This window comes from Streptococcus infantis (assembly GCF_047463655.1).
Taxonomy (GTDB): domain Bacteria; phylum Bacillota; class Bacilli; order Lactobacillales; family Streptococcaceae; genus Streptococcus; species Streptococcus infantis_Z.
This window is the reverse complement of record NZ_JASHDM010000002.1, coordinates 219,390-232,571: the sequence shown is the minus strand read 5'-3', so window position 1 is coordinate 232,571 and position 13,182 is coordinate 219,390. Positions and strand designations below refer to the sequence as shown.

At 40.9% G+C, this 13,182-nt stretch carries 7 protein-coding genes; all 7 read left to right on the top strand.

Going from position 1 to position 13,182, the window contains the following annotated elements:
• Window positions 1-120: 120 nt before the first annotated feature.
• On the top strand, window positions 121-987 hold the full coding sequence (locus QM877_RS03470; RefSeq protein WP_075227343.1) for a carbohydrate ABC transporter permease: 867 nt from the start codon (window positions 121-123) through the stop codon (window positions 985-987).
• Window positions 988-1,002: 15 nt separating this feature from the next.
• On the top strand, window positions 1,003-1,845 hold the full coding sequence (locus tag QM877_RS03465) for a carbohydrate ABC transporter permease (protein ID WP_049502842.1): 843 nt from the start codon (window positions 1,003-1,005) through the stop codon (window positions 1,843-1,845).
• A gap of 442 nt (window positions 1,846-2,287) precedes the next feature.
• Entirely contained in the window at window positions 2,288-2,740 is a 453-nt protein-coding gene (locus tag QM877_RS03460; protein WP_414317608.1) for a YhcH/YjgK/YiaL family protein, read from the top strand.
• A gap of 20 nt (window positions 2,741-2,760) precedes the next feature.
• Window positions 2,761-3,411: a DUF624 domain-containing protein gene (locus QM877_RS03455; protein WP_414317607.1), complete on the top strand. Its 651-nt coding sequence runs from the start codon at window positions 2,761-2,763 to the stop codon at window positions 3,409-3,411.
• A 164-nt stretch (window positions 3,412-3,575) separates the two neighbouring features.
• Window positions 3,576-4,493: a dihydrodipicolinate synthase family protein gene (locus QM877_RS03450; RefSeq protein WP_016466210.1), complete on the top strand. Its 918-nt coding sequence runs from the start codon at window positions 3,576-3,578 to the stop codon at window positions 4,491-4,493.
• Between the two features lie 15 nt (window positions 4,494-4,508).
• Complete coding sequence (locus tag QM877_RS03445) at window positions 4,509-5,393, top strand: ROK family protein (RefSeq protein WP_414317606.1); 885 nt, start codon at window positions 4,509-4,511, stop codon at window positions 5,391-5,393.
• Window positions 5,394-5,715: 322 nt separating this feature from the next.
• The gene (locus QM877_RS03440) at window positions 5,716-13,146 is read left to right on the top strand and encodes an SIALI-17 repeat-containing surface protein (protein ID WP_414317605.1); all 7,431 of its coding nucleotides are present in this window, start codon (window positions 5,716-5,718) and stop codon (window positions 13,144-13,146) included.
• Window positions 13,147-13,182 lie beyond the last annotated feature (36 nt).

Here is a 13,182-nt window from a genome sequence, read left to right as displayed (position 1 = left end):
TTTTACATTGACGAATCTTAGAAAAATTTCATTTTGATTTTAGATCAGGGTCAGATAACAGTCAAAAAAACAAAACTATGTGAAAGTGAGGTGCCGACTGTGAAAATCAATAAAATTCGCATGCGGGAAACTATTATTTCCTACGCATTCCTAGCACCAGTATTAATCTTCTTTACCGTCTTCGTTTTAGCTCCAATGATCATGGGCTTCATCACTAGTTTCTTCAACTATTCGATGACTAGCTTTGAGTTTGTGGGCTTGGACAACTACATCCGTATGTTTAAAGACCCTGTCTTTACAAAATCTTTGATTAATACCGTAATCTTGGTTATTGGGTCTGTACCAGTCGTTGTACTCTTCTCGCTCTTTGTAGCATCACAAACTTACCAACAAAATGCCATCGCTAGATCTTTCTACCGTTTCGTCTTCTTCCTTCCTGTAGTAACAGGTAGTGTTGCTGTAACAGTAGTATGGAAATGGATCTACGATCCACTATCAGGTATTTTGAACTTCGTGCTTAAGTCAAGCCACATCATCAGCCAAAACATTTCTTGGTTGGGAGATAAAAACTGGGCTTTGATGGCGATTATGATTATCCTTTTGACAACATCAGTTGGTCAACCAATCATTCTTTACATCGCTGCAATGGGTAATATTGATAATTCACTTGTAGAAGCAGCTCGTGTTGACGGTGCGACTGAATTTCAAGTATTCTGGAAGATTAAATGGCCAAGCCTTCTTCCAACAACACTTTATATCGCAATCATTACAACCATCAACTCATTCCAATGTTTCGCCTTGATTCAATTGTTGACATCTGGTGGTCCAAACTACTCAACAAGTACACTTATGTACTACCTCTACGAAAAAGCCTTCCAATTGACTGAATATGGCTATGCCAATACTATTGGTGTATTCTTGGCAGTTATGATTGCCCTTGTCAGCTTCGCTCAATTCAAGATCCTCGGAAACGATGTAGAATACTAAGGAAAGGAGACAGCTATGCAACCTACACAACAAAAGAAACCATTAACAGCCTTTACTGTTATTTCAACAATCATTTTGCTCTTGTTGACTGTACTGTTTATCTTCCCATTCTACTGGATCTTGACAGGTGCATTCAAATCACAACCAGATACCATTATGATTCCACCACAATGGTTCCCTAAAGCTCCAACAATGGAGAACTTCCAACAATTGATGGTGCAAAACCCAGCCTTGCAATGGATGTGGAATTCAGTCTTCATTTCTTTAGTAACGATGTTCTTGGTTTGTGCAACCTCTTCACTAGCAGGTTATGTATTGGCTAAGAAACGTTTCTATGGACAACGCATTCTCTTTGCAATCTTCATCGCTGCCATGGCCCTTCCAAAACAAGTTGTCCTTGTACCATTGGTACGTATCGTCAACTTCATGGGGATCCACGACACTCTTTGGGCAGTTATCTTGCCTTTGATCGGATGGCCATTTGGGGTCTTCCTCATGAAACAGTTCAGTGAAAACATTCCTACAGAATTGCTCGAATCTGCTAAAATCGATGGATGTGGCGAGATTCGTACATTCTGGAGCGTAGCCTTCCCTATCGTGAAGCCAGGATTTGCAGCTCTTGCAATCTTTACCTTCATCAATACATGGAATGACTACTTCATGCAGTTGGTTATGTTGACATCTCGTAACAACTTGACCATCTCACTCGGGGTTGCGACTATGCAGGCCGAGATGGCAACCAACTATGGTTTAATTATGGCGGGTGCTGCCCTTGCAGCTGTGCCAATCGTAACAGTCTTCTTAGTATTCCAAAAATCATTTACTCAAGGTATTACTATGGGAGCTGTTAAAGGATAGTACTCTGCGAAAATTGAATATAGTACAATCTGTTTATCAGTATGCAGAAGCATAGTTGATAGACTAAGAGAATATAGGATCTATAAGTGTCTACAAAATGGAGAGGAGTTCCTTACTTCTTGAAGTTTTGTTAGACACTTATAAACTTAATTTTTGACTTTTTAGATACTATTTAGAATAGTTATTTCCCATCCTAGTGGTATCCAAGATAAGTATGTTGTACTTATCTTGGACGGAATTTTTGAGAGTAAAATAGTTCGGGGAACTATTTTAGCCTGAGTCTAGAAATGAATGAGCGAGGAGCTCAAAAATTAGGTCTTTCATTTCATGGTTTTCTAAAATCATCCGCTGGATAATTTTACCTTCCGTCCTCACTATTTAAGGGAAATTATAAAAAGATAAATCAAATTGGAAATAAGCATCAGAAGCGAAGGAAATTACTATGATTTTTGATGATTTAAAAAATATCACTTTTTACAAAGGAATTCATCCAAATCTCGATAAGGCTATCGATTATCTCTATGAGCATCGTAAAGATAGCTTTGAGTTAGGCAAATACGAGATTGATGGAGATAAGGTCTTTCTAGTTGTGCAAGAAAATGTTCTTAACCAAGAAGAAAATGATCGCTTTGAGCATCATAAAAACTATGCAGATTTGCATTTGTTAGTTGAAGGGCATGAGTACTCTAGCTATGGTTCTCGTGTAAAAGACGAGGCTGTAGCCTTTGACGAAGCTAGCGATATCGGCTTTGTCCATTGTCATGAACAATACCCACTTTTATTGGGTTATCACAATTTTGCAGTCTTTTTCCCAGGTGAACCTCATCAGCCTAATGGCTATGCAGGTATGGAAGATAAAGTTCGCAAATACTTATTTAAAATTTTAATCGATTAGTCAGTTAGGAGGAGCAAACAATGGCACATAAAGGATCTGGATTGATAAAAGCGGCATTTGATACGGATAACTTTCTTATGCGATTTTGTGAGAAAGTTTTAGATATCGTGACGGTTAACCTACTTTTTGTTGTGTCTTGTTTGCCTATTGTGACAATCGGAGTAGCAAAAATTAGTCTCTATCAGACAATCTTTGAAGTTAAGAGTAGCCGTCGTGTTCCTGTTTTTAGAACGTATATGAGAGCCTTTAAGCAAAATTTGAAATTAGGCCTCCAGTTAGGTTTGTTGGAACTAGGAATTTTTCTGATTAGCGTTGTTGATTTATCTCTATTCTGGGGGCAAACCAGCCTAGGCTTCCAGCTCATTAAAGCCATTTGCTTGGGAATTCTGATATTTTTAACCCTAGTGATGTTGGCTAGCTATCCAATTGCAGCACGCTATGACTTAACTTGGAAAGAAGTTCTTCAAAAGGGCTTGCTCCTGGTCAGCTTTAACTTCGTGTGGTTCTTCTTGATGCTTGCGATTATTTTATTAATCATGATGCTTCTCTATCTATCAGGCTTTACTCTAGTACTTGGTGGTTCAGCATTTCTACTTTTTGGCTTTGGCCTTCTTGCCTTTTGCCAAGCTGGATTAATGGAAAAATTGTTTGCTAAATATCAAGCAGATTGAAAATGATATGAAACTACTTTCAAACATGAAAAGCTATGGAAGATGAATAGAAATTAAAATCTAAGTGGTCTAGATGTATTGAAAGCGCTTTTCACAAGGTGTATACTAAAATAGTAAAAAATCATCTGCCCAGAGCAGATAATAAGAAATCTTAGGAGAAATCTATGTCAGATTTAAAAAAATATGAAGGCGTCATTCCTGCCTTCTACGCATGTTATGATGATGCGGGCGAAGTAAGCCCAGAACGTACTCGTGCCTTGGTGCAATACTTTATTGATAAAGGTGTTCAAGGACTTTATGTCAACGGTTCTTCAGGTGAATGTATCTACCAAAGCGTAGAAGACCGCAAATTGATCTTGGAAGAAGTCATGGCAGTTGCTAAAGGTAAATTGACAATTATTGCTCACGTAGCTTGCAACAATACTAAAGACAGTATCGAACTTGCTCGTCATGCAGAAAGCTTGGGTGTTGATGCTATTGCAACAATCCCACCAATTTACTTCCGTTTGCCTGAATACTCAGTAGCCAAATACTGGAACGATATCAGTGCAGCAGCACCAAACACAGACTATGTTATCTATAACATTCCTCAATTGGCAGGTGTTGCTTTGACTCCAAGCCTTTACACAGAAATGTTGAAGAACCCACGTGTTATCGGTGTTAAAAACTCTTCAATGCCAGTTCAAGATATCCAAACTTTTGTTAGTCTTGGTGGTGATGATCATATCGTCTTTAATGGTCCAGATGAACAATTCCTAGGTGGACGTCTCATGGGTGCTAAAGCTGGTATCGGTGGTACTTATGGTGCTATGCCAGAACTCTTCTTGAAACTCAACCAATTGATTGCGGACAAAGACCTAGAAACAGCGCGTGAATTGCAATATGCAATCAATGCTATCATTGGTAAATTGACTGCTGCACATGGAAACATGTACGGCGTTATCAAGGAAGTCTTGAAAATCAATGAAGGACTTAATATCGGATCAGTTCGTTCTCCACTTACACCAGTGACCGAAGAAGATCGTCCAGTTGTAGAAGCAGCTGCTCAATTGATTCGTGAAACTAAGGAGCGTTTCCTCTAATCAACAGGAGGCTTTATGACTAATTACGTTGCAATTGATATTGGTGGAACTAATATCAAATATGGTTTGATTGACCAAGATGGACAACTTGTTGAGTCTCACGAAGTAGCGACTGAGGCACATAAGGGCGGTCCACATATCTTACAGAAAACAAAAGATATTGTCGCTAGCTATCTAGAAAAAGGACCGGTGGCAGGTGTGGCGATTTCCTCAGCGGGAATGGTTGATCCTGATAAGGGTGAGATTTTCTATGCTGGTCCACAGATCCCGAACTATGCAGGGACTCAATTTAAGAAAGAAATTGAAGAAAGTTTCCAAGTTCCTTGTGAAATTGAAAATGATGTCAACTGTGCAGGGCTAGCAGAAGCTGTTTCTGGATCTGGAAAAGGTGCAGGAATAACGCTATGTTTGACCATCGGAACAGGTATCGGCGGTTGCTTAATCATTGACGGCCAGATTTTCCATGGATTTAGTAATTCTGCCTGTGAAGTTGGCTATATGCATATGCAAGATGGGGCTTTCCAAGATTTAGCTTCTACAACTGCCTTGGTCGAGTATGTAGCCAAGGCTCATGGTGAAGAAGTAGCCCATTGGAATGGTCGTAGAATTTTCAAAGAAGCTACAGAAGGCAATAAACTCTGTATGGAGGGAATTGACCGTATGGTAGACTATCTTGGGAAAGGTCTTGCTAACATTTGTTATGTTGTCAATCCAGAGGTTGTTATACTAGGTGGTGGTATTATGGGGCAGGAAGCGATTTTGAAACCGAAAATTCGTACAGCTCTGAAAGATGCGCTTGTTCCAAGTTTAGCGGAAAAAACAAGATTAGAGTTTGCGCGTCATCAAAATACTGCGGGTATGCTTGGAGCTTACTATCACTTCAAAACAAAACAATCCTAAGTTGGCCTTGCCAATTTAGGTTTTTTTAGTGGTAAATAGTGGCAAAAGTATTTAGTAAAAATCCAGTTAAAACTTTGGAAGCCCTTGCATTTTTCAGGATAATATAGTATATTTATTATACTGCAGAAACTCTAGGTAAAATTTTTGCTAGTTTGAGCCTTATTTTATTTTCAAAAAATGTAAGCGATTTCCTCATAAGAGCTTGCCCAAAAATAAATAGCTCAGGGAAAGAATTTTAAGCTAGGGAATCAAACCAAAATTGTCGCCAGATAACACTGGGCTCGGGCAGTAGCTGACTGCTCTAGAAGATTAGGAGTATTTGATGAAACAATATTTTTTAGAAAAAGGTCGAATATTTAGTATTCGTAAACTGACTGTTGGTGTTGCTTCTGTAGCAGTCGGTCTTGCTTTTTTTGCGTCTGGTAATGTTTCGGCTAATGAAATCGTAACAGAACCAAAACTTGAAGTAGAAAGTCAAGCAAAAGAAGTGGCAGATAAAAGCCCGGAAACTCTAGACGCTGTCAAAGAAGTAGCTGAAAAACCAGCTCCTCTCGCAGAAAATACAGTAGAAGAATCAGGCGATTTACTCCCTGAAGAAATTTCTGATCGTGCTTATCCTGATACACCAGTGAAAAAAGTCGATACTGCAGCTATTGTATCAGAAAAAGATAGCCCACAAGTAGAGACTAAGAGCATTTTGAAACCTACAGAAGCAGCTCCATCTGAAGGCGAAAAAGAAAATAGAGCCATTATCAATGGCGGACAAGACCTTAAGCATATCAATTATGAAGGTCAACCAGCTACATCTGCTACTATGGTTTATTCAATCTTTAGCTCACCTTTGGCCAATGGCGGTAGTCAGCGATACCTTAACTCAGGTTCAGGTATCTTTGTTGCTCCTAATGTCATCTTGACAGTGGCCCACAACTTCTTGGTCAAGGATGCGGATACTAATGCTGGCTCTATCCGTGGTGGTGACACGGCTAAGTTCTATTACAATGTAGGTTCAAATACTGCTAAGAATAATTCTTTGCCAAGCTCAGGAAATACTGTTTTGTTCAAGGAAAAGGATATTCATTTCTGGAATAAAGAAAAATTCGGTGAAGGCTATAAGAATGACCTAGCCTTGGTTGTAGCTCCAGTTCCACTTTCAATTGCAAGTCCAAATAAGGCAGCTACCTTTACTCCTTTAGCAGAACATCGAGAATACAAAGCTGGAGAACCTGTTAGCACCATCGGTTACCCTACTGATTCAACGTCTCCAGAATTGAAGGAACCAATTGTTCCAGGTCAATTGTATAAGGCGGACGGTGTTGTTAAAGGTACTGAAAAGTATGATGATAAGGGAACAGTGGGTGTTACCTATCGTTTGACTTCTGTGTCTGGTCTTTCTGGTGGTGGGATTATCAACGGTGATGGTAAGGTCATTGGGATCCACCAACGTGGAACTGTTGATAATGCAAACATTGCTGAAAAAGATCGCTTTGGAGGAGGGCTTGTCCTCTCACCAGAACAATTGGCATGGGTCAAAGAAATCATTGACAAGTACGGTGTCAAAGGTTGGTATCAAGGCGATAACGGCAATCGTTATTACTTCACTCCAGAGGGAGAAATGCTTCGAAATAAGACAGCTGTTATCGGTGAAAACAAATATTCCTTCGATGAAAGTGGTGTAGCAACTCTCCTTGAAGGTGTTGAATATGGACGAGTTGTTATCGAACACGTAGACCAGAAAGATAATCCAGTCAAAGAAAACGATACTTTTGTTGAAAAGACAGAAGTTGGAGCTCAATTTGACTATAACTATAAAACAGAAATTGAGAAGACTGACTTCTACAAGAAGAACAAAGACAAATATGAGATTGTCTCAATTGATGGCAAAGCTGTCAACAAGCAATTAAAAGATGCTTGGGGAGATGATTATAGCGTTGTGAGCAAGGCTCCTGCAGGAACTCGCGTCATCAAGGTTGTTTATAAAGTCAATAAAGGTTCCTTCGACATTCGTTACCGCTTGAAAGGTACAGATCAAGAATTGGCAACTGCAACTGTGGACAATAATGAAGGTAAAGAATATGAAGTTTCCTTTGTTCATCGATTCCAAGCCAAAGAAATTGCAGGATATCGTGCAGTCAATGCAAGCTTAGAAGCAACCATCCAACATAAGGGAGTGAATCAAGTCATTTTTGAATACGAAAAGATTGAAGATCCAAAACCAGTAACACCAGTCACTCCAGTAGTTGATCCAAAAGATGAAGAAACAGAAATTGCTGCTTACGGACCACTTCCAAGCAAGGCTCAATTGGACTACCACAAGGAAGAATTGGCGGCCTTCATCCACTATGGTATGAATACTTATACCAACTCTGAGTGGGGGAACGGTAGAGAAAATCCTCAAAACTTTAACCCAACTAACCTTGATACAGACCAGTGGATTAAGACTTTGAAGGATGCTGGCTTCAAACGAACAATCATGGTTGTAAAACACCACGATGGATTTGTAATTTACCCATCTAAGTACACAAAACATACTGTCGCTGCTAGTCCATGGAAAGATGGTAAGGGAGACCTTCTCGAAGAAATCTCTAAATCAGCGACTAAGTATGACATGAATATGGGTGTTTACTTATCACCATGGGATGCCAACCATCCTAAATATCATGTTGCAACTGAGAAAGAGTACAATGAATACTATCTCAACCAACTCAAGGAAATCCTTGGAAATCCTAAATACGGAAACAATGGTAAATTCATCGAAGTATGGATGGATGGTGCGCGTGGTAGCGGAGCTCAAAAAGTAACTTATACCTTTGATGAGTGGTTCAAGTACATCAAGGAAGCTGAAGGAGATATCGCTATCTTCTCTGCTCAACCGACAAGTGTCCGTTGGATCGGTAATGAACGTGGTATCGCTGGAGATCCAGTTTGGCATAAGGTCAAGAAAGCTAAAATCACTGATGATGTGAAGAATGAATATCTTAACCATGGAGATCCAGAAGGGGATATGTATTCAGTTGGTGAAGCAGACGTTTCTATCCGTTCAGGTTGGTTCTATCATGACAATCAACAACCAAAATCAATCAAAGATTTGATGGATATCTACTTCAAGTCTGTTGGTCGTGGAACGCCACTTCTACTCAACATTCCACCAAATAAAGAAGGTAAATTCGCAGATGCAGATGTCGCTCGTTTGAAAGAATTTCGAGCAACCTTGGATCAAATGTATGCGACTGACTTTGCTAAGGGTGCAACTGTAACTGCAAGCTCTACTCGTAAGAATCACTTGTATCAAGCAAGCCACCTAACAGATGGTAAGGATGATACTAGCTGGGCATTAGCAAATGATGCTAAGACAGGTGAATTTACTGTAGATCTTGGTCAAAAGAGACGCTTTGACGTGATTGAACTCAAAGAAGATATCGCTAAAGGTCAGCGTATCTCTGGATTCAAGGTTGAAGTTGAACTCAATGGCCGTTGGGTACCATACGGTGAAGGCTCAACTGTTGGTTATCGTCGCCTTATCCAAGGTCAACCAGTAGAAGCACAAAAGATTCGTGTGACTATTACTGGTGCGCAAGCGACTCCTATTTTGACAAACTTCTCTGTTTATAAGACACCAAGCAGTATCGAGAAGACAGATGGTTACCCTCTTGGATTGGACTACCATTCAAATACAACAGCAGATAAAGAAAATACAACTTGGTATGACGAATCTGAAGGTATCCGCGGAACATCTATGTGGACTAACCAAAAAGATGCAAGCGTAACATACCGTTTCAACGGAACTAAGGCTTATGTCGTATCTACAGTGGATCCAAACCACGGCGAAATGTCAGTTTACGTTGATGGGCAAAAGGTTGCAGATGTTCAAACCAATAATGCAGCTCGTAAACGTAGCCAGATGGTTTATGAAACAGATGACTTGGCTCCAGGTGAACATACCATCAAACTCGTTAACAAAACTGGCAAAGCTATTGCAACTGAAGGTATCTACACGCTCAACAATGCTGGTAAAGGTATGTTTGAGTTGAAAGAAACAAGCTATGAAGTTCAAAAAGGCCAACCAGTTACTGTAACCATCAAACGTGTTGGTGGTAGCAAGGGAGCTGCGACAGTTCATGTCGTGACTGAGCCAGGAACAGGGGTTCACGGTAAGGTATATAAAGATACAACGGCTGATTTGACCTTCCAAGATGGTGAAACAGAAAAGACTTTGACAATTCCTACAATTGACTTTACTGAACAAGCTGATTCAATCTTTGACTTTAAAGTGAAAATGACTAGCGCTTCAGACGATGCCTTGCTTGGATTTGCAACTGAAGCAACTGTTCGAGTAATGAAGGCTGAATTGCTTCAAAAAGATCAAGTAAGTCACGATGATCAGGCCAGTCAACTTGACTATAGCCCAGGTTGGCACCATGAAACCAATTCTTCTGGCAAATACCAAAACACTGAGTCTTGGGCATCATTTGGTCGTTTGACTGAAGAGCAAAAGAAAAATGCTAGCGTAACAGCCTACTTCTACGGTACAGGTCTTGAAATCAAAGGTTTTGTTGATCCTGGACATGGTATCTACAAGGTAACTCTGGATGGTAAAGAACTTGAGTATCAAGATGGTCAAGGGAATGCCTCTGATGTCAATGGCAAGAAGTACTTCAGTGGTACAGCAGCTACACGTCAAGGCGATCAGACTCTTGTTCGTTTGACTGGGCTAGAAGAAGGTTGGCATGCTGTAACCTTGCAATTGGATCCAAAACGAAATGATACCTCTAGAAATATTGGTATCCAAGTTGACCAGTTCATCACTCGTGGTGAAGATAGCGCTCTTTATACCAAAGAAGAATTAGTTCAAGCTATGAAGAACTGGAAGGATGAATTGGCTAAATTTGACCAAACAGCCTTGAAAAACACTCCAGAGGCGCGTCAAGCCTTCAAGTCAAACTTGGACAAATTATCAGAACAACTTTCAGCAAGCACTGTCGATGTGCAAGAGTTGATGCTGACAGCCACAACCTTACAAGCTATTCTTGATAAGGAAGACAACTACGGTTCAGATGACACACCGACACCAGAACAGCCAGAGGAGCCAAACTACGACAAGGCTATGGCAAGTCTGGCAGAAGCGATTGAAAGAAAGACTAAAGAACTTGGCGATGATAAGGAAGCTAAGAAGAAATTAGTTGAGTTGGCCGAACAAGCTCTTACTGCTATCCAGGAAGCTAAGACTCAGGATGCGGTAGATAAGGCTTTGGAAAATGCTCTAGCTGGTATTAATCAGCTTCAAGCGACTCCAAAAGAGGATCCAAAACCAGAAGAACCAAGCAAACCAGAAGAGTCTAAGATTGACTATGATAAGGCCATGGCAAGTTTGGCAGAGGCTATTCAAAACAAGACTAAGGAACTAGGTGATGATAAGGAAGCTAAGAAAAAACTAGTTGAGTTATCCGAACAAGCCATCGCAGCTATCGAAGCAGCCAAAACTCAGGATGCGGTAGATAAAGCTCTGCAAGCAGCTTTAACTTCTATCAACCAGCTTCAAGCGACTCCAAAAGAGGAACCAACACCAGAGCCACCAGCCCAACCAGAAGAGCCTAAGATTGACTATGATAAGGCCATGGCAAGTTTGGCAGAGGCTATTCAAAACAAGACCAAGGAACTAGGTGATGATAAGGAAGCTAAGAAGAAACTAGTCGAGTTATCAGAACAAGCTATCGCAGCGATCGAAGCAGCCAAAACTCAGGATGCAGTAGATAAGGCTTTGGAAAATGCTCTAGCTGGTATTAATCAACTTCAAGCGACCCCAAAAGAGGATCCAAAACCAGAAGAACCAAGCAAACCAGAAGAGTCTAAAGTTGACCGCCATAAGGCGATTGCAGAATTGGCTGCAGCAGTCGAGAAAAAAGCTGCTGAACTTGTCGATGATGTAGCTGCACAGGAAAAACTGGTTGAACTTGGAGAGAAAGCCCTTATCGCTATCCAAGAAGCCAAGACTCAGGATGCAGTAGATAAGGCTTTGGCAACTGGTTTAGCTGCTATCAATCAACTTCAAGCAACTCCGAAAGAGGAACCAAAACCAGAAGAACCAAGCAAACCAGAAGAGCCAACCATCGACTACGACAAGGCTATGGCAAGTCTGGCAGAGGCTATTCAAAACAAGAGCAAGGAACTAGGTAGCGATAAAGAAGCTAAGAAGAAACTAGTTGAGTTATCAGAACAAGCTCTTACAGCTATCCAAGAAGCTAAGACTCAGGATGCAGTAGATAAGGCTTTGGAAAATGCTCTAGCTGGTATTAATCAGCTTCAAGCGACTCCAAAAGAGGATCCAAAACCAGAAGAACCAAGCAAACCAGAAGAGTCTAAGATTGACTATGATAAGGCCATGGCAAGTTTGGCAGAGGCTATTCAAAACAAGACTAAGGAACTAGACAATGATAAAGAAGCTAAGAAGAAACTAGTCGAGTTATCAGAACAAGCCATCGCAGCGATCGAAGCAGCCAAAACTCAGGATGCAGTAGACAAAGCCTTGCAAGCAGCTCTAACTTCTATCAACCAGCTTCAAGCGACTCCGAAAGAGGAAGTAAAACATTCAAATCTTCCGACTGAAGGAGATAATGTCTTAATTCAAACGCAACCAAGCCTTGAAGTAACGACAGAATCAATCGCCTTTAATACTGTTCGTCGCGAGAATGCTTTCCTAGCCAAAGGCAAGGAACAAGTTGTTTCAGAGGGCAAAGTAGGTCAAATAACGACTTATGTAGAAGTAGATGGAGACACACGTAAGACAGTTAAGGTTGAACGTGAAGAAGCTCAAGATCGTGTCATAGAAGTTGGTACTTTTGAAGGAACATCTGTGCCAGGTGAAGGTGTTAAAGAATTGAACTTTAGTCAGCCAAGTCTTGAAATTGTTGAAAAAGCTCTCGGCTTCAAGACAGTTAAGCAAGATGACCCAACTCTGTCAGAAGGTGAAACTCGAGTAGCTCAGGCCGGTCGTGAAGGCAAAGAACGCGTCAGCATAGAAGTAGCATTGGATGGAAGCCGTACTGAAAAACTTCGCGAAGTTGTGGAAGCGCCACGAGATGAGATTGTGTTAGTCGGAACTAAGAAAGTTGAATCAGGTAAAACAGATCCAGCTATCCATGAAGTACCAGAGTTCACAGATGGTGTCAATGGAATAGATGCATCTAGTCATGAACTTCCAGAGTTTACTGGTGGTGTGACTGGTTCAGAAGCAGTTATTCGTGAAGAAGATCCAGAGTTCACAGGTGGTGTCAATGGAATAGATGCAGCTAGCCATGAACTTCCAGAGTTTACTGGTGGTGTGACTGGTTCAGAAGCAGTTATTCGTGAAGAAGCTCCAGAGTTCACAGGTGGTGCCAATGGAACAGAAGCAGCTAGTCATGAACTTCCTGAATTTACTGGTGGAGTAAATGGCTCAGAAGCAGTTATTCGTGGAGAAGATCCAGAGTTCACAGGTGGAGTAAATGGCTCAGAAGCAGTTATTCGTGAAGAAGATCCAGAGTTCACAGGTGGTGTCAATGGAGCAGAGGCAACTGTCCATGAGCTCCCAGAATACAAGGATGAGCAGTCACATGTAGCTCAGCCTATGTCACAAGACAAGACTTATCAAGCATCTGCAAATCGTCAAGACATTCTCCCTGAAACAGGCGCAAAAGAAACTGCTACCCTTGCAAACTTGGGAGCTGTAGGAGCACTTCTTGGCTTAGCTGCAATGGGAAAGAAAAAAGAAGACGAATAGAATCTGTCAAACTCAAGAAACACTTTTGAGAAAGTA

What these genes read in the sequence shown, in the direction of transcription:
- QM877_RS03470 (WP_075227343.1), top strand. Translation starts at nt 121, where the DNA reads ATGCGGGAAACTATTATTTCCTACGCATTCCTAGCACCAGTATTAATC.
- QM877_RS03465 (WP_049502842.1), top strand. Translation starts at nt 1,003, where the DNA reads ATGCAACCTACACAACAAAAGAAACCATTAACAGCCTTTACTGTTATT.
- QM877_RS03460 (WP_414317608.1), top strand. Translation starts at nt 2,288, where the DNA reads ATGATTTTTGATGATTTAAAAAATATCACTTTTTACAAAGGAATTCAT.
- QM877_RS03455 (WP_414317607.1), top strand. Translation starts at nt 2,761, where the DNA reads ATGGCACATAAAGGATCTGGATTGATAAAAGCGGCATTTGATACGGAT.
- QM877_RS03450 (WP_016466210.1), top strand. Translation starts at nt 3,576, where the DNA reads ATGTCAGATTTAAAAAAATATGAAGGCGTCATTCCTGCCTTCTACGCA.
- QM877_RS03445 (WP_414317606.1), top strand. Translation starts at nt 4,509, where the DNA reads ATGACTAATTACGTTGCAATTGATATTGGTGGAACTAATATCAAATAT.
- QM877_RS03440 (WP_414317605.1), top strand. Translation starts at nt 5,716, where the DNA reads ATGAAACAATATTTTTTAGAAAAAGGTCGAATATTTAGTATTCGTAAA.